Origin of the sequence: Pseudomonas coleopterorum (assembly GCF_900105555.1) — a bacterium.
Classification (GTDB): domain Bacteria; phylum Pseudomonadota; class Gammaproteobacteria; order Pseudomonadales; family Pseudomonadaceae; genus Aquipseudomonas; species Aquipseudomonas coleopterorum.
The window spans coordinates 2,671,200-2,691,247 of the sequence record NZ_FNTZ01000001.1 but is presented as its reverse complement, the minus strand read 5'-3'; the positions used below and the strand labels follow the sequence as shown (position 1 = coordinate 2,691,247).

Below are 20,048 nucleotides of genomic sequence, written 5' to 3'. Positions count from 1 at the left end.
ACTGGATTGACCATGACCGATATCGACCGCGACGAGTTGCTTGCCCTGTTACTGGATGACGAAGGACTGGACGATGCAGCGCCAGCCACACCCAGCGGGCCGGTCCGCCGCACCGAAGATGGACCGGCGCCGCTGTCGTTCGCCCAGCGCCGTTTGTGGTTTCTTCAACAATATGACGTACACAGCCCGGCGTATAACTCGGCTCGTGCATTGCAGATTCAAGGCCAGCCGGATGTCCTGGCCTTGCAGGCCGCCCTGCGCCGACTGATCGAGCGCCATGCCAGCCTGCGCACGCGTTTCGTGCAGGTCGATGGGCAACCTCTGCAGGTCATCGATCCCGAGGTGGAATTTCATCTGGAATGCGTCGACCTGCCTGACGACACAGGGCTGCAAGCCGCCCTGCGCCAACGCGTTGCCGTACCCTTCGACCTCGGGCAGGCACCGCTGCTGCGGGCCAGTCTGCTGCGCTACCCCGGCGGTGCCGTGTTGCTGTTGTGCCTGCACCACATCGTTGCAGACGCCTGGTCGAACCCGCTGCTGATTGCCGACCTCGGCCAGGCCTATGCCGCCGCCCTGGAAGGCCACGACCGCGCCTTGCCGATACTGCCGCTGGAGTACGCCGACTACGCGACCTGGCAGCGCGAGTACGTGGCTGGCCAGGCCGGCCGTCAGGCACAGGCTTACTGGCGTGATTATCTGGGCCAGGACGTGCCGGTGCTCGAACTGCCCAGCGACCGACCGCGCCGCGCCGAACCGCGCCTGGACGCGGCGCGTCACGACCTTCGCCTGCCGGCCAGCACGGCCCAGGCACTGCGAGAATTCTGCCGATTGCAGCAGTGCTCGCCCTTCGTGGTGTTGCTGGGCGCCTGGCAAGTGCTGTTGGCGCGCTACAGCGGCCAGCGCGACTTTGCCGTCGGTGTGCCCAACGCTGCCCGCAGTCATGCCCAGGTGCAGAACATCGTCGGTTTCTTCGTCAACACCCAGGTGTACCGCGCACGGCTGGAGCCTGCGCTGACCACGCGCGCGCTGTGCCGCCGTTTGCGCGAGCAAAGCCGTGTCGCATTGGAGCAATCGGATTTTCCCTTCGAGTGCGTCATGGACGGCCTGAATCTGAGCCGCGATCTGCATCACACGGCGCTGTTCCAGGTGTTGTTCAACTTTCGCCATTCGCGGGATGCCCAGGCGCTGCAACTGCCGGGATTGCAGGTGCAGGTGTTGGACGTGGAGCTGGAGAGTGCGCGTTTCGACCTCACCCTCGATGTCATTGCCAACCCAGACGGCATCGATTGCCGGCTGGAGTACGTCACCGCGCTCTATGACGCCACGACCATCGCGCGCATGGGCCAGCATCTTGCTCAGCTTGTGCAGGGCATGGTCGCCGCGCCCGATCGGTCGGTGTTCAGCCTGCCGCTGATGGATGTTGCCGAGCTGTACCAATTGAGCGCCTGGAACGCGACCGACAGTGGCTACCCGCAGTATCCGAGCCTGCCTGCGCTGATCGCCGAACAGGTGCGTGCGACGCCCGATGCGTTGGCGTTGGTCCATGGCGACACGCGTTTGAGCTACGCCGAACTGGATGCCCGGGCCAATCAGCTTGCCCATTGGCTGCAAGGGCAGGGCGTTGGGCCGGATGTGCCGGTTGCGGTGTGTGCGCAGCGCTCGGTGGAGTTGGTGGTGGCGTTGCTGGGTGTGATCAAGGCGGGCGGCGCGTATCTGCCGCTGGATCCGGAGCATCCGCGGGAGCGGCTGCAGGGCATGCTTGAAGACAGTGGCAGTCCAATGGTGCTGACTCAAAGTGAGTGGGTAGAAAAATGGTCTGGCGAGGCGGGTGTTCCCGTTTATGCACTGGAAGATCTGCCCCTTGGCAGCTTGCCGATGAGCGCGGCGAACGTTCTCATCAGCCCGGAAAACCTCGTCTACTGCCTCTACACCTCGGGCTCCACCGGCAAGCCGAAAGCCGTCGGCAATCGCCACGCCGGTCTGCTCAATCGACTGCAATGGATGCAGGCCGAATACGGCCTCACTGCCCATGATCGAGTGCTGCAAAAGACTCCCTACACCTTCGACGTATCGGTATGGGAATTCTTCTGGCCGTTGCTCAGCGGTGCTTCATTGGTCATGGCTCCGCCCGGTGCGCACCGTGATCCGCAAGCGTTGCGCGAACTGATCGTCGAGCACGGCATCACTACGCTGCACTTCGTGCCGTCGATGCTGCAGGCGTTCGTGTCGGCGGGTGAGTTGCCGGCTTGCACATCGCTCAAGCGCATCATCTGCAGCGGCGAAGCCCTGCCGGCCGAGTTGCAGCGCCAGGTGCTGGCGCAGACGTCCAGCGAACTGCATAACCTGTACGGACCGACCGAAGCGGCCATCGACGTTACGGCCTGGGCCTGCCGCGAAGACGGCAGCAGCGTGCCCATCGGCCGTCCCATCGCCAACACTCAGATCCATATTCTGGATGCCGATCTCAATCCGGTGCCGGTCGGGGTGGCGGGTGAGTTGTACATCGCTGGCGTCAATCTGGCGCGTGGTTATTTGGATCGCCCCGCGCTGACCGCTGAACGCTTCGTCGCCAACCCCCAAGGCGCGCCTGGCTCACGCATGTACCGCAGCGGTGACCTGGCCCGCTGGCGTACCGACGGCGCCATCGACTACCTCGGTCGCTTGGATCACCAGGTCAAATTGCGCGGCCTGCGTATCGAGCTGGGCGAAATCGAAGCGGTGCTGCTGGCTCACCCGAACGTACAGGAAAGCGTGGTCGTCGCCCGTGACGAGAGACTCATCGGTTACTGGGTAGGCGGCGACACCGATGAAGCCGAACTTAAGACCCATCTAGGCCAGCACGTACCCGACTACATGGTGCCATGGCGTCTGGTACAGCTCGAAGCCATGCCGCTGTCGGCCAACGGCAAGCTCGATCGCAAGCAATTGCCAGCGCCCGAAGGGCAGGTCGCCGTCGAGGCCTACGTCGCACCGCGCAGCGAGGTCGAACGGGCCTTGGCGTCGATCTGGGCCGAAGTATTGGGCGTCGAACAGGTGGGTGTCGCCGACAACTTTTTCGAACTGGGTGGCGACTCCATTCTGTCCTTGCAGGTGATCAGCCGGGCGCGGCAGGCGGGGTGGCAATTGAAGCCACGCGATGTGTTCGAGCATCAACACATCGCTGCCTTGGCAGCCGTCGCGGTGGCCTTGGACCACGCCCGTGTCGACAACGGCCCGGTACAGGGCGAGGCGCCGATCACACCGATTCAGGCGCATTTTTTCGCCCAGGCGGTGCCCGTCCCCGGCCACTGGAATCAGGCGTTGTTGCTGCGGCCGCTGCAAACACTTCAGCCACAGGCGCTGGATCGGGCGCTGACGGCGCTGTACGTCCATCACGATGCTCTGCGCTTGCACTTTCAGCGTGTCGAAGGCCGCTGGCGCGCACACCACGGGCAAGCTACGGCCTCGCTGCTGCAGTGCCAGCGCCTGGGCGACGCCGGCCCCGAGGCGATCACCGCGCTGTGTGAAACCGCCCAGCGTGGCTTCGATCTGGGCCAGGGTCCGCTGTTCAAGGCCGTGCTCATGGAACTGGGCGACGGCAGCCAGCGGCTGTTGCTGGTCGCCCATCACCTGGTGGTGGATGGGGTGTCCTGGCGCATCCTGCTGGAAGATCTGGCGCGGCTGCACACTCAGGCGCTGGCGGGTTTGCCGCTTGAACTGGCTTCGCGCACGAGCAGCTTCAAGGCGTGGGGCGAGTACCTCGTCAATAAAGCGCGACTGGGGGTAAGCGAGGCCGAGCGCGACTACTGGCACACCTATGCGCAGACCCCGGCCGCTTCGCTGAACGTGCAGCATCCGCAGGGCAGTCGTGCCTTGGCTGACACCGCTCAGGTGCGCCTGCAACTCGATGCGGCGCGCACCCAGGCGCTGCTCGGTGCTGCCCATGGGGCTTATCGCACACGCATCAACGAGCTGCTGTTGACCTCGCTGGCGCAAACGCTGTGCCACTGGAGTGGTCAGTCGGCCGTGGACATCCTTCTGGAAGGTCACGGCCGCACACCCGACGCTGATGCGGATATGGACCTGAGCCGTAGCGTGGGCTGGTTCACCGCCCTCTACCCGCTGCAACTCACGCCCGGCAGTGACGCGCCGGAGCAAGCCATCAAGGCGATCAAGGAACAGCTGCGTGCGGTGCCGGGCGAGGGGCTGGGTCATGGCGTACTGCGCTACCTCGACCAGGGCGAGCTGGCAGAGCAGCTGGCGGCCCGGACGGCCCCGCAGGTCACCTTCAACTACCTCGGCCAGTTCGATCCGGGTCGTTCGGCCGGCGGACTGTTCGCCTGGGCCGATGAGCCCTTGGGTGCTTCCCTGGACCCCAGCGCGGAGGCCGACAGCGAATGGGTGGTGACCGGCCAGGTACGTGACGGCTGCCTGCACCTGAGCTGGCGCTACGGCGTCGAGCGTTTCGATACGGTCGTGGTGCAAGCCTTGGCGCAACGGTATCTGGCGACATTGGCCGGGCTGATCGACCATTGCTTGAGCCCTGGGGTCGCGGGCGTCACGCCGGCGGACTTTCCGCTGGCGCAGCTCACTCAGGCGCAACTGGATGCCCTGCCGGTGGCCGCGGCCGACCTTGAGGACCTGTACCCCTTGTCGCCACTGCAGCAGGGTTTGCTCTTTCATGCCCTTCAAGGCGGCACCCGCAGCACCTACGTCAATCAGGTCAGCGTGCCGCTCAGCGACGTGGACGGCCTGCGCTTTGCGGAGGCCTGGGAGCGTGTCACCCGCGAGCACGCGATCCTGCGCGCCGGTTTCGTCTGGGACGGCGATCTGCAGCAACCGTTGCAATGGATTCATCGCCAGCTGCCTTCGCCGGTGCAGCACCTGGACTGGCGCGCACGCCCTGCGCAGCAGGTGAGTCTGGACCTGGCCGAACTGGCCGACGCCCAGCGCGACCAGGGCTTCGACCTGCGCCAACCACCGTTGCAACGGCTGTTGCTGGTGCGCCTCGGCGAACGGGATTACCAGCTGATCTGGACCCGCCATCACATCCTTCTCGACGGCTGGGCCACCGCGCGGATGCTCGAAGAAGTGCTCTTGCATTATCGCGGCGAGTCGCCGGTGCCGAGCGCGAGCGCCTATCGCGATTACCTGGCCTGGCTGGCACGTCAGGATGGGCAGGCGAGCGAGGCGTTCTGGACCGACCAGCTGCGTCACCTGGATGCGCCGACGCGATTGGCCGACGCCTTGCCGGCAGTGCCCGAGCAGGCGGGGCACGGTGACCTGCGCCTGCACGTGGACGAGACGACCACCGCGGCACTGGCGGCGTTCGCCCGACGTGAGCGGGTGACCCTCAACACGCTGGTGCAGGGTGCCTGGAGCCTGCTTTTGCAGCGCTACACCGGGCAACGCAGCGTGGCCTTTGGCGCCACCGTGGCCGGTCGCCCAGCCGCGCTGGCCGATGCCGAGCGCATGCTCGGGCTGTTCATCAACACCTTGCCGGTCATTCAGGCGCCCGGCCCGCAGCGTTTGTTGGGCGAGTGGCTGCGTGATCTGCAATCGCTCAACCTGACACTTCGCGAGCACGAGCACACGCCGCTGTTCGACATCCAGCGCTGGGCCGGGCGGGGTGGTCAGGCGCTGTTCGACAGCGTGCTGGTGTTCGAAAACTATCCGGTGGACAGCGCCTTGCGCAGCGGCAGTGGCGTGCGGTTCGGCCAGGTCATTTCGCGGGAGACCACTCATTACCCGCTGACCGTGGTGATCCATGCCGGCGATACCCTGAACGTGCAACTGAGCTACCTGCTGAGCGCTTTCGCGGCGGACAGCGTGGCTCGGATCGGCGAGCATTTGCGCAACCTGTTGCTGGCGATGGCAGCCCCGGCGCTGGACACGGCTTCGCTGCGCCTGGGCGAGCTGCGCCTGCTCGATGCGGTGCAGCAACGGCAGTTGTCGGACTGGAACGCTACGGATATCCGGTATCCGTCTTATCCAAGTCTGCCTGCGCTGATTGCCGAACAGGTGCGCGCCACACCCGATGCGCTGGCGTTGGTCCATGGCGACACACGCATGAGCTATGCCGAACTCGATGCCCGCGCCAATCAGCTTTCCCACTGGCTGCAAGGGCAAGGCGTTGGTCCGGATGTGCCGGTTGCCGTCTGTGCCGAGCGTTCGGTGGAGTTGGTGGTGGCGTTGCTAGGTGTGATCAAGGCCGGCGGTGCGTATCTGCCGTTGGATCCGGAGCATCCGCGGGAGCGTTTGCAGGGCATGCTCGAGGACAGTGGCAGTCCGTTGCTGCTGACTCAGAATCCCCTGATGGAAAAATGGCCGGGCGATGCGGATGTTCCTGTTTATGCGCTCGAAGATCTGCCCCTGAGCGGTTTGCCGATGAGCGCGCCGAACGTTCTTATCAGTCCGGAAAACCTCGTCTACTGCCTGTACACCTCAGGCTCCACCGGCAAGCCCAAGGCCGTCGGCAATCGCCACGCCGGTCTGCTCAACCGACTGCAGTGGATGCAGGCCCAGTACGGCCTCACTGCCCATGATCGAGTGCTGCAAAAGACCCCTTACACCTTCGACGTATCGGTGTGGGAATTCTTCTGGCCGTTGCTCAGCGGCGCCGCATTGGTCATGGCACCACCCGGTGCACACCGGGATCCGCAAGCACTGCGCGAGCTGATCGTCGAGCACGGCATCACCACGCTGCACTTCGTGCCGTCGATGCTGCAAGCGTTCGTGTCGGCAGGCGAGTTGTCGGCCTGCACCTCGCTCGAACGTATCATTTGCAGCGGAGAGGCCCTGCCGGCCGAGTTGCAGCGCCAAGTGCTGGCGCAGACGTCCAGCGAACTGCATAACCTGTACGGCCCCACCGAAGCGGCCATCGACGTAACGGCCTGGGCCTGCCGCGAAGACGGTAGCAGCGTGCCGATCGGCCGTCCCATCGCCAACACGCAGATCCACATCCTGGATGCCGACCTCAATCCGGTGCCGGTCGGAGTGGCGGGTGAGTTGTACATCGCGGGGGTCAACCTTGCGCGCGGTTATCTGGGCCGCCCCGCATTGACCGCCGAGCGCTTCGTCGCCAACCCCTGCGGCGCGCCCGGTTCGCGCATGTACCGCAGCGGCGACCTGGCGCGCTGGCGTGCCGACGGCGCCATCGACTACCTCGGTCGCTTGGATCACCAGGTCAAATTGCGCGGCCTGCGTATCGAGCTGGGCGAGATCGAAGCGGTGCTGCTGGCTCACCCGGCGGTGCGCGAGTGTGTGGTGGTTGCCGTCGAGAACCAACTGCTGGGCTACTGGGTCGGCGACGCCGTCGATGAGGCCGCACTTAAATTTCACCTCGGCCAGCACGTTCCTGAGTACATGGTGCCGTGGCGACTGCTGCAACTCGAAGCCATGCCGCTGTCGGCCAACGGCAAGCTGGATCGCAAGCGCCTTCCGCAGATCGAGGTTCAGGCCGTCAAGGGGCATGTCGAACCGCGCACTGCCGCCGAACGCGGCCTGGCAAGGATCTGGTCCGAAGTGTTGGGCGTGGCGCGGGTTGGGGTGACGGATGACTTTTTCGAACTGGGCGGGCATTCGCTGCTCGCGACCCGTCTGGCTTCGCAGATCCGCCACCAATTGGGCGTACAGATCCATCTCGGCGCGGTGTTCGACACACCCACCGTCGAGGCGCTCGCTCGGCACCTGGAGCACATTCCGGCGCACGCCCCCGAAGAGGAGGTGGACGCCATGACCCAATTGCTGAACGAACTGGAGCGCATTGAATGAACGACCTGAGCCAACCCCACGGCCCTAGCCTGCGTGACGATCCGTTGCGCCCGTTGGCGGAACGGTTCAACGCGCTTCCAGCGCCAAAGCAGCGGATATTTCTGCAGCAACTGCGCGCAAAAGGCATCGACGCCCGTCGCCTGCCGATCGTCCCGGCACCTCCCGAGGCGCAATCACCGCTGTCCTACAGTCAGAAGCGGCTATGGCTGCTCTGGCAGTTGGAGCCGACCGCCAGTGCCTACCACATCACCGGCGGCCTGCAATTGTCTGGCGAGCTGAACGAGGCCGCTTTGCAGGCGGCGATTGCCGACATCGTGGCCCGACACGCGGTGTTGCGCAGCGACTTCCCCACTCAGGACGGCGAACCGGTGGTGCGCGTGCACGACGCCGATGCCTGCACCGTGACACTGACCCGCGAAGACCTCAGCGACGTATCGGTGCCGGCCCGCGATGCTGCGTTGGCGCGTCTGGCGCAGGAGCAGGCCGCACGACCGTTCGACCTGACCCAAGGGCCTCTGCTGCGTTTGACCCTGGTGCGTTGCGAGGCCGAGCGGCATGCCTTGCTGGTCACCTTGCACCACATCGTTGCCGATGGCGCCTCGGTCGAACTCTTCGTCGAGGAGCTGGCCAGCGGCTACGCCCGCCGTCTGCGGGGCGATGCCGATGCCTTGCCCAGCCTCGAGATTCAGTACAGCGACTACGCCCGATGGCAGCGCCTGTGGCTGGAAGCGGGTGAAGGCGAGCAGCAACTGGCGTACTGGTGTGAGCGCCTGGGCACCGAGGAACCGGTGCTGGAGTTGCCGGTGGACCATCTGCGGCCCGGCTTGCCCAGCTACCGCGGCGCCCGGGTCGGCAAAGCCTTGCCCGACGCCCTCAGCCAGCGCCTGCGACAGTTCGCCCGTGCTCAGCACGCCACGCCGTTCATGGTTTTGCTGGCGGCTTACGGGGTGTGGCTCGGCCGGCTGTGTGGTCAGTCGCAGTTGCGTATCGGCATTCCGGTGGCCAATCGCACGTCCCCAGCCACCCAGGATTTGATGGGCTGTTTCGTCAATACTCAGGTCTGGCCGCTGCTGGTGTCGCGGCAAGCGTCTTTCGTCGACCAGCTCAAGGCCGTGCGTGAACAGGCTTTGCAGGCTCAGGCTCACCAGGACGTGCCCTTCGAGCATCTGGTCGAGGCGCTGCAACCGGCGCGCAGCCTGGGCCCCAACCCGTTGTTCCAGGTGCTGTTCAACCACTTGCAACGTGGCGACCGTGAGGTGGAGGCGGGCGGCCTGGTGTTCGAGCGTCTGGAGCAGACGGCCCAGACCGCGCAGCTGGACCTGGCCCTGACCACCGAAGAAACCCCTCAAGGTCAGATCACGGCGACTTTCAGCTACGCCACCGACCTGCTCGAGGCTTCCACCGTGCAGGCGTGGCACGCGCACTTTCTGCACCTGCTCGAACAGGTGCTGGAACAGCCCGAGCGCGCGCTGCATGAACTGGCGCCGCTGACCCCGGCCGAGCAGGCGCAGTTGAGCACCTGGAACGCCACTCAGGAAGACTATCCATCCTACGCGAGCCTGCCAGCGCTGATTGCCGAACAGGTGCGCGCCACACCTGATGCACTGGCGTTGGTCCATGGCGACACACGTTTGAGCTATGCCGAGCTGGATGCCCGCGCCAATCAACTGGCCCATTGGCTGCAAGGGCAGGGCGTTGGGCCGGATGTGCCGGTTGCGGTGTGTGCGCAGCGCTCGGTGGAGCTGGTGGTGGCGTTGCTGGGTGTGATCAAGGCAGGCGGTGCGTATCTGCCGCTGGACCCGGAGCACCCGCAGGAGCGGCTGCAGGGCATGCTCGAAGACAGTGGCAGTCCGTTGTTGCTGACTCAGAAGCACCTGATGGACGTCTGGGCACGCGTACCGGTTTACGCGCTTGAGCTTCTGCCGCTCAGCGGCCAACCCACGAATGCGCCGGACGTTCTCATCAGCCCGGAAAACCTCGTCTACTGCCTGTACACCTCCGGCTCCACCGGCAAACCCAAAGCCGTTGGCAATCGCCACGCCGGTCTGCTCAACCGCCTGCAGTGGATGCAGGCTGAATACGGGCTGACCGCCAGTGACCGTGTATTGCAAAAGACCCCGTACACCTTCGACGTATCGGTATGGGAATTCTTCTGGCCGCTGCTCAGCGGCGCCGCACTGGTCATGGCGCCGCCCGGTGCGCACCGCGATCCGCAAGCGTTGCGCGAGCTGATCGTCGAGCACGGCATCACCACGCTGCACTTCGTACCGTCGATGCTCCAGGCGTTCGTGTCGGCGGGCGAGTTGTCGGCCTGCACCTCGCTCGAACGCATCATCTGCAGCGGCGAAGCGTTGCCGGCCGAGTTGCAGCGCCAGGTGCTGGCGCAGACGTCCAGCGAACTGCACAACCTGTACGGACCGACCGAGGCGGCCATCGATGTCACGGCCTGGGCCTGCCGCGAAGACGGCAGCAGCGTGCCCATCGGCCGTCCCATCGCCAACACTCAGATCCATATCCTGGATGCCGATCTCAACCCGGTGCCGGTCGGGGTGGCGGGTGAGTTGTATATTGCTGGCATCAACCTGGCGCGTGGTTATCTGGCACGCCCCGCATTGACCGCCGAGCGTTTCGTCGCCAATCCCTACGGCGCGCCTGGCTCACGCATGTACCGCAGCGGCGACCTAGCGCGCTGGCGCGCGGACGGCGCCATCGACTACCTCGGTCGCCTCGATCACCAGGTCAAATTGCGCGGCCTGCGTATCGAGCTGGGCGAAATCGAAGCGGTGCTGCTGGCTCACCCGCACGTACAGGAAAGTGTGGTCATCGCTCGTGACGACAAACTGATCGGTTACTGGGTGGGGGACGCGATCGACGAAGCCGAACTCAAGACCCATCTAGGCCAGCACGTACCCGACTACATGGTGCCATGGCGTCTGGTACAGCTCGAAGCCATGCCGCTGTCGGCCAACGGCAAGCTCGATCGCAAGCAATTGCCAGCCCCCGAAGGGCAGGTCGCCGTCGAGGCCTACAGTGCACCGCGCAGCGAGGCCGAACAGGCCTTGGCAACGATCTGGGCCGAGGTCTTGGGCGTCGAACAGGTCGGTGTCGCCGACAACTTCTTCGAGCTGGGCGGCGACTCCATTCTGTCCTTGCAGGTGATCAGTCGGGCGCGGCAGGTAGGGTGGCAGCTGAGCCCGCGTGATCTGTTCCTGCACCCGACCCTGGCCGCGCTGGCGCAGGCCGCACGCAGCGCCCGCCAGTGTGCCGAGCGGGTGCCGACCGTGGCCAGTGGGCCGGCACCACTGACGCCGATCCAGCACTACTTCTTCAGCCAGGACATTGCCCAGCCTCAGCACTGGAACCAGTCGGCCTTGCTGCGCCCATTGCAGGCCTTGCAGGCCGAGCCACTGCGCGCCAGCCTGGCGGCTCTGGCCGAGCACCACGCCAGCCTGCGTCTGCGTTACCACCAAGGTGCCGACGGCACTTGGCAGCAACGCTACACCGCGTTCACCCGCGACGACCTGCTGGTGGAAATCGATGCCCCGGACGCCGAAACCTTCCTTCACGAGGCCGAGCGCCTGCAAGCCAGTCTCGACCTGAACGAGGGGCCGGTGTTGCGCGCCGCGCTGCTGGCGTTGAGCGACGGCAGCCAACGCTTGTTGATCGTGATTCACCACCTGGTGGTGGATGGCGTGTCCTGGCGCGTGCTGGTGGAGGACTTGCAGCACGCCTACCGGCAACACAGCGCCGGCCGGGTGGTGACGCTGGCGCCAATGGGCGCGAGCTTCGGGCAATGGGGCGAACGGCTGCTGGCCTTCGCGCAAAGCCCGGCGCTGCTCGATGAACTGGACTACTGGCGCGCGCAGACGCAAGGGCAACCGGCTCAGATTCTGGGTCGCGAAGGCCAGGCCGTGGAACACCGGCTGCGCCTGCCGGCCGAACTGACTCGCCGCCTGCACAAGGAAGCACCGGGCGCCTACCGCACGCGTCTGGATGAACTGCTGCTGGTGGCCCTGGCCCGCGTGCTGTGCCGACACAGCGGCCAGACCTCGCTGAGCGTGGCCCTCGAAAGCCATGGCCGTGACGCCTTGCCCGTGCCCTACAGCGACGGCCTGGACATCGAGCGCAGCGTCGGTTGGTTCACCAGCCTGTACCCGGTGCGCCTGAGTCCGGGCCTGGGCGATCTGGGCACGGCCATCAAGGCGGTCAAGGAACAACTGCGCCAGGTGCCGAACAAGGGCATCGGCTATGGCGTGCTGCGCTACCTGGGCCCCTCGTCCGCCCAGGCGTCGCTCGCCGAGCAGGCCTCGCCACAGGTGATGTTCAACTATTTGGGCCAATACGACACCGGCTTCGACGCTCAGCGCCTGTTCACCCTGGCCAGTGAACCGCAGGGCCGGCAGCGCGACGACCAGGCGCCGCTCAGCCATGCATTGACGGTCAATGCGCGCCTGGTGGAAGGCCAACTGCACTTCGACGCCCGGGCCGACGCCAGTCATTACAGCCCCTCACAACTGGAGTGTCTGCTGGACGACCTGCGCGCCGAACTGAGCCTGCTCGCCGCCCACTGCCTGGCCCCGGAGAACGCGGCGCTGACGCCTGCCGACGTACCGCTGGCCGGACTGACCCAGGCCCAACTCGACGCCTTGCCCCTGGCCGCACGCGACGTGGAAGACCTCTATCCGCTGTCGCCCCTGCAGCAAGGCCTGCTGTTCCACAGCCTGCAAGGCGATGCCCAGGCGGCCTACGTCAATCAGATCGATGTGGTGCTCGAAGGGCTGGATCTGCAGCGGTTCCTGCAGGCCTGGGACAGCACCGTGCAGCAGCACGCCACCTTGCGCAGCGTGTTCCTCGGGCAGGGCGAACTGCAGGTGCCGCTGCAGGCCGTTCTGCGCCGCTGCCCGGCCGTGGCGCAGGTGCACGATGCCCGTGGGATCAGCCAGCAGGCGCTGGACGACTGGGCGGCTGCAGAGCGCTCGAAAGGGTTCGACCTCACCTGCCTGCCGCTGCAACGGGTGCAGTTGTTGCAGCTGGACGCCAACCGTTGCCGCATGATCTGGACCTTCCACCACATTCTGCTGGATGGCTGGAGCAGTGCGCGCCTGATCGGCGAGGTGCTGCAACGTTACGCGGGCGAGCAGCCGCTGGCGCCGCGCAGCCAGTACCGCGACTACATCGCCTGGTTGGGCACCCGCGACAGCGAGGCTGCGCAAGCGTACTGGCAGGCGCGCCTGGCGGCGCTGGACGGACCGACGCTGCTCGCTCAAAGCCTGCCGGCCCAGGACACACAGGGCCTGAGCGATGCAACGGGGCATGGGGTGATTCGCAGCGGCCTGTCGGCCCAAGACACCCAGCGCCTGCGCCAATTCGCCCGTCGCCAGCGGGTGACCCTCAACACCCTGGTGCAGGGTGCCTGGATTCTCTTGCTGCAAACCTACACCGGGCAGGCGCAGGTGGCGTTCGGCACGACCGTGTCGGGCCGGCCCACGGCGCTCGACGATGCCGAGTCGGTGGTGGGGCTGTTCATCAATACCGTTCCGGTGATCGGCAGTGGCGAGCCGGGCGATAAAGTGGGTGAATGGCTGCGCGAGCTGCAAGCCCGCAGCGCCGACGCGGGAGAGTACGAATACACGCCACTGGCGGACATTCTGCGTTGGGCAGGGTTGAGCGGGCAAAGCCTGTTCGACAGCCTGCTGGTGTTCGAAAACTACCCGGTCGACCACGCCATGCGCCAGCGCAGCGGTGTGCGTATCGAAGCATCGAGCACGCGTGAAGCCACCCATTATCCGTTGTCCGTGGCGATCTTCGCCGGTGACACGCTGGACATCACCTTCGGCTACCGCCGCGATGCGTTTGCCACGGTCCGCGTCGAGGCGCTGGTGCAGCACCTCAACAGCCTGCTGCTCGGCCTGATCGCAGACGCCCAGCAGCCGCTGGCGGCGATCAGCCCGCTCGACAGTCGCGAATACCGCCAGGTCATGGCCTGGGGCACCTCGGACTACGCGCCGCACGCGTTCATCAGTGTGCCGCAGCGCATTGCCACCCATGCTGCTGCCGATCCGCAGCGCGTCGCCTTGATCTGCGCCGGTGAGACCCTCACCCGTGGCGAATTGGAGCGGCAGGCCAACCGTCTGGCCCATGCCTTGATTGCCCGCGGCATCGGTGCGGAGATGCGCGTCGGCGTGGCGCTGCAGCGCTCCAATCGGCTGCTGGTGGCGTTGCTCGCCGTGGCCAAGGCGGGTGCCGCCTTCGTGCCGCTGGCGTTGGACTATCCCCGCGAACGTCTGGGCTATGTGCTGCAGGACAGTGGCATGAGCCTGCTGATCACCGAGCAGCTGGCGCACGAGAGGTTGCCCGAAACGCCGGGACTGCCGCTGCTCGACCTCGACCGCGAGGCGCTCGACGACTACAGCGAGCACGCCCCCGAGGTGGATGTGCAGGCGCAAAATCTCGCTTATTTGATCTACACCTCCGGTTCCAGCGGCACGCCCAAAGGGGTTGCGGTCGCTCATGGTCCGCTGGCCATGCATTGCGCTGCCACCGCGCCGCTGTACGACATGAGCGAGGCCTCCCGCGAATTCCACTTCATCTCATTCGCGTTCGACGGCGCCCACGAGCGCTGGATGACCGCCCTGACCTGTGGCGCCAGCCTGGTGCTGCGCGACGAGGAACTGTGGTCGGCGGCGCGCACCCTGCAGACCTTGGCCGAACAGCAGGTCACCAACGCCGGCTTCCCGCCGGTGTACCTGACGCAGCTCGCCGCCGAAGCCCAGGCGCAGGGGCAGGCGCCTAAGCTGGACCTGTATTCCTTCGGTGGCGAAGCCATGCCCCAGGCCAACTTCGAACGCATCCGCCAGACCCTGGCGCCGCGCACCTTGATCAACGGCTACGGGCCCACCGAAACCGTGGTCACGCCGCTGGTATGGAAGGTCGCAGCGAGCCAGGCCTGTCGGTCGGCCTACGCCCCCATCGGCCGACCGGTGGGTGACCGTCGTGCCTACATCCTCGACGCGCGTCTGCAACCGGTGCCGGCCGGGGTCAGCGGCGAGCTGTACCTGGGCGGCAGCGGCCTGGCCCGTGAGTACCATGACCGACCGGCGCTCAGCGCCGAGCGCTTCGTGCCGGATCCGTTCAGCGCGCCCGGTGCACGTATGTACCGCACCGGCGACCGCGTGCTGTGGGGCGCCGACGGGGTCATCGAATACGTCGGTCGCATCGACCAGCAAATCAAGATTCGCGGCTATCGCATCGAGCCCGGCGAGGTCGAGGCGTGCATTCAGCAGCACGCCGAGGTCGAAAGCTGCGTGGTGCTGGCCCGGCCTTCACCGTCCGGTGCGCGGCTGGTCGCCTATGGCGTCGCCGCGTCGACGGCAGATGAATCGACTCTGGAGTTGCGCGTCAAACAGGCGCTGGCCGAGCAGTTGCCGGACTACATGATCCCGTCCCGCCTGCTGTGGTTGCCGCAATTGCCGGTAACGCTCAACGGCAAGCTCGACCGGGCCGCGCTGCCGATTCCGGACTGGCACGCGCAGAGCGGCGATTTCCTTGCACCTCAGGGCGAGGTGGAGACCGTGCTGGCAGGCCTTTGGCAACAGTTGCTGGGCGTGGAGCGCGTGGGCGCGAACGAAAACTTCTTCGAGCTGGGCGGCGACTCCATCGTCTCCTTGCAACTGGTCGGCAGGGCGCGTCTGGCCGGCGTGCTGCTGACGCCCAGACAGGTCTTCGAGCAGCAGACCATTCGGGCCCTGGCCCAGGTTGCCAAGCGCCAGGCAAGTGTCGTCCAGACGCAGGGGCCGGTCACCGGTGCAGCGATCTTGACGCCGATCCAGGCGTGGTTTTTCGAAAGCCCGATCAGCGCGCGGCAGCACTGGAACCAGTCCGTCCTGCTGCAGCCGACCGAACCACTGGATGCCATGCTGATCGAAACGGCCCTGCAGACCTTGGTGGCCCACCACGACGCCTTGCGCCTGCGTTTCGTCGAGGACGACGACGGGCACTGGCAGCAGTCTCACGCCGAAACGGCCACAGTGCCGCTGGACCAGTTGCAGGTCACCGACAGCGCGCAAATGACCCAGGCGTGCAGTCACAGCCAAGCCCTGCTGAATCTGAGCGAAGGCCCGCTGCTGCGTGCGCTGCTGCTGGACACGGCGCAGGGGCAGCGCCTGTTGCTGGTGGCTCACCACCTGGTGGTGGACGGTGTGTCGTGGCGCATCCTGCTCGATGATCTGCAACGTGTGTATGAACAGTTGCAGGCGGGCCAGACGCCGACCCTTGGGCACAAGACCAGTGCGTTCCAGCGCTGGGGCGGAGTACTCCTGGAGCAGGCGCCCGCGCGCCTGGCTGAGCTGGATTTCTGGCGCGCTACGGTTGCGGCCGGGGCCGTCAGCCTGCCGCTGCTAGACGCTGCAGGCAGCCGCCGTCGTGACCAGGTGCGCGAGTGTCAGGTGCGCCTGGCCGAGCCCCTCACGCGCCAGTTGCTGACCCAGGCACCGCAGGCCTATCGCAGCCGCGTCGATGAGCTACTGCTCACCGCGTTGGCCCGCGTGGTCTTGCGCGCCATTGGCGGTCAGAGTGTGCTGGTGGCCCTGGAAGGTCATGGTCGCGAGGTCCCGGCGCAATACAGCGATGTCGACCTGAGCCGCAGCGTCGGCTGGTTCACCAGTGTCTACCCGGTGCGCCTGCACACCGACCCCGAAGCGGACGCCGGCGTGGCGATTCGCGGTATCAAGGAACAGCTGCGCCGGGTTCCCGATCACGGTATGGGCTACGGCATCCTGCGCTACCTGGGCGAGCCGCAGGTGCGCGCCGAACTGGCTGTCGGGTCGCAACCCTCGATCACCTTCAACTACCTTGGTCAGACCGATCTGGGCATGGAAGCCCAGGGCTTGTTCCGCCTTGCCCGCGAGCGTGGCGGCGACGATCAGGCACCCGATGCGCCGCTGGGCAACGAGCTGGTCATCAATGCCCAGGTGCGCCAGGGTGAGCTGCACATGAACTGGCAGTACAGCGGCGCGCGGCTCGCCTCGGCCTGGGTCGAGCCTTTGGCCCAAGCCTGGTGCGACGAGTTGCAACAGCTCATCGAACATTGCCTGCAGCCTGACGCACAGCGTTTCACGCCTTCGGATTTCGCCTTGGCCGGGCTGGATCAAGCGACGCTGGATGGCCTGCAACTGCCCATCGATACCGAAGCGCTGTATCCGCTGTCACCGTTGCAGCAGGGCATGCTCTTCCATGCCTTGCAATCGCCCGATGAAAGCCATTACCTCAACCAACTGAGCCTGGCCATCGATGGCCTGGATGCAGCCCGCTTCCAACAGGCCTGGGATACCACGGTCGCTCGCCATGACGTGCTGCGCACCGCGTTTCTCTGGGAAGGGTTGAGCCAGCCCTTGCAAGCCGTGCGGCGCAGCGTGCCGTCGGTGGTGCGCCTGCTCGACTGGCGTGACCGGAGCCAGGGCGACGGTGCGGTCGAGGCGTTGGCGAACGAGGAGCGTGACCAAGGCTTCGATCTGGCGCGGGCGCCCCTGCTTCGCGTGCTGCTGGTGCGCCTGGACGAGCAACGCTACCAGTTGATTCTCACCAGCCATCACCTGTTGCTCGACGGCTGGAGTTCGTCGCGGCTGATCGCCGAGGTGCTGCAGCACTATCGCGGCACGCCGCCTGCCGAACCGGCCGGACGTTTCGTCGACTACGTGCAATGGCTGCAGCGACGCGATCTGGCCGAGCGCGAACGGTTCTGGCGTGAGCGCCTGGTCGATCTGCACGAGCCGACCTTGCTCGCCAGCACGGTGAGCGGCGCGGGCGTGGGCCAGGGTCACCGCCAGCACCTCTGGCAATGCGACGCGGCGACTACCGCACGCCTGAGCGCCATCGCCCGCCGCGAGCGGGTCACCTTGAACACCTTGGTGCAAGGTGCCTGGAGCCTGTTGCTGCAGCGCTACAGTGGGCAGGCCACGGTGGCGTTCGGCGCAACGGTGGCCGGTCGTCCGGCGCAGTTGCCCGAGGCCGAACGCACACTGGGGCTGTTCATCAACACATTGCCGGTGATTCAGACGCCAGCCCCTCGGCAGCCGCTGGGCGACTGGCTGCGGCAGTTGCAGGGCGTGAACAGTGCGCTGCGCGAACATGAACACACACCGCTGTTCGAGATCCAGGGTTGGGCCGGGCAGGGTGGCCAGGCGTTGTTCGATACGCTGCTGGTGTTCGAAAACTATCCGGTGGAACAGGCCCTCGGCGAGGCCAGCGGTTTGCGTTTCTCACCCGTGCAGCGCCACGAAACCACCCATTATCCGCTGACCCTGGTGATCCACGCGGGCGCGCAGTTGCAGATCGAGTTCAGCTACCGCCAGGACGCGTTCAGCGAAGCCGATGTCCTGCGCTTCAGCGAACACCTGGCCGGGCTGTTGGCGCAGTTCGAGGATAGCCAGCGTCCGCTGGCCAGCCTGACCTTGCTCAGTCCTGCCGAGCTCCAGCAGATCGAGGCGTGGAACGCGACCGATAGCAGCTATCTGCAGTACCCAAGCCTGCCGGCGTTGATCGCCGAACAGGTTCGCGCCACACCCGATGCATTGGCGTTGGTCAATGGCGACACGCGTTTGAGCTATGCCGAACTCGATGCCCGCGCCAATCAGCTTGCCCATTGGCTGCGAGAGCAGGGCGTTGGGCCGGATGTGCCGGTTGCGGTGTGTGCCGAGCGCTCGGTGGAGTTGGTGGTGGCGTTGCTGGGTGTGATCAAGGCGGGCGGTGCGTATCTGCCGCTGGACCCGGAGCACCCGCGGGAGCGGCTGCAGGGCATGCTCGAAGACAGCGGCAGTCCGTTGTTGCTGACTCAGAAGCACCTGATGGACGCCTGGGCTAGCGTACCGGTTTACGCGCTTGAGCTTCTACCGCTTGGCGGGCAACCCACGAATGCGCCGAACGTCGTCATCGGCCCGGAAAACCTCGTCTACTGCCTCTACACCTCCGGCTCCACCGGCAAGCCCAAGGCCGTTGGCAATCGCCACGCCGGTCTGCTCAACCGCCTGCAATGGATGCAGGCCGAATACGGGCTGACCGCCAGTGACCGGGTATTGCAAAAGACCCCGTACACCTTCGACGTATCGGTATGGGAATTCTTCTGGCCGCTGCTCAGCGGCGCCGCGCTGGTCATGGCACCGCCCGGCGCGCACCGTGATCCGCAAGCGTTGCGCGAGCTGATCGTCGAGCACGGCATCACCACGCTGCACTTCGTACCGTCGATGCTGCAAGCGTTCGTGTCGGCGGGTGAGTTGCCGGCTTGCACTTCGCTCGAACGCATCATCTGCAGCGGCGAAGCCCTACCGGCCGAGTTGCAGCGCCAGGTTCTAGCGCAGACCAATAGCGAGCTGCACAACCTGTATGGACCGACCGAGGCGGCCATCGATGTCACGGCCTGGGCCTGCCGCGAAGAAGGCAGCAGCGTGCCCATCGGCCGTCCCATCGCCAACACCCAGATCCACATCCTGGACGCTGATCTCAATCCGGTGCCGGTCGGGGTGGCGGGTGAGTTGTACATTGCGGGCGTCAACCTGGCGCGTGGTTATTTGGGCCGCCCTGCGCTGACTGCCGAGCGCTTCGTCGCCAACCCCTACGGCGCGTCCGGTTCGCGCATGTACCGCAGCGGCGACCTGGCGCGCTGGCGTAGCGACGGCGCCATCGACTACCTCGGTCGCTTGGATCACCAGGTCAAATTGCGCGGCCTGCGAATAGAACTGGGCGAGATCGAAGCCGTGCTGCTGGCTCACCCGGCGGTGCGTGAATGCGTGGTCATCGCCGCCGACAACCAACTGCTGGGCTACTGGGTCGGCGACGCCGTCGATGAGGCCGCACTTAAATTTCACCTCGGCCAGCACGTTCCTGAGTACATGGTGCCGTGGCGACTGCTGCAACTCGAAGCCATGCCGCTGTCGGCCAACGGCAAGCTGGATCGCAAGCGCCTGCCGCAGCCAGAAGGGCAGGGCAGCACCAGTGCCCATGTCCCGCCGAGCACCGATGCAGAACGCGCCCTCGTGGCGATCTGGGCCGAGGTCTTGGGGCTGGAGCAGATCGGTGTCACCGACAGTTTCTTCGAGCTGGGCGGGCATTCGCTGAGCGTCATGCAGGTCCGCGCCCAGTTGCAGCAGCGTCACGGCTGTCACCTACCGATCAACGCTTTCTTCGATCACGTCACCGTGCAGAAGTTGGCCCGGCAACTGCCCAGCGACGTGTTCGCCGCAGCGACCGATCACCGCGAGCGGCTGAACGAAATGGCCCGCTGGCTGGATGAATTCGAGGTTTGA

2 protein-coding genes are annotated in these 20,048 nt (G+C 66.0%); both read left to right on the top strand.

Going from position 1 to position 20,048, the window contains the following annotated elements:
- Window positions 1-12 precede the first annotated feature (12 nt).
- Window positions 13-7,752, top strand: coding sequence for a non-ribosomal peptide synthetase (locus tag BLV18_RS11815; RefSeq protein ID WP_090358734.1), 7,740 nt, complete (start codon window positions 13-15; stop codon window positions 7,750-7,752).
- A complete protein-coding gene (locus tag BLV18_RS11810; protein ID WP_090358732.1) occupies window positions 7,749-20,048 on the top strand; it encodes a non-ribosomal peptide synthetase in 12,300 nt (4,099 codons plus the stop codon). The genes BLV18_RS11815 and BLV18_RS11810 overlap by 4 nt, the downstream gene beginning before the upstream one ends.

What these genes read in the sequence shown, in the direction of transcription:
- BLV18_RS11815 (WP_090358734.1), top strand. Translation starts at nt 13, where the DNA reads ATGACCGATATCGACCGCGACGAGTTGCTTGCCCTGTTACTGGATGAC.
- BLV18_RS11810 (WP_090358732.1), top strand. Translation starts at nt 7,749, where the DNA reads ATGAACGACCTGAGCCAACCCCACGGCCCTAGCCTGCGTGACGATCCG.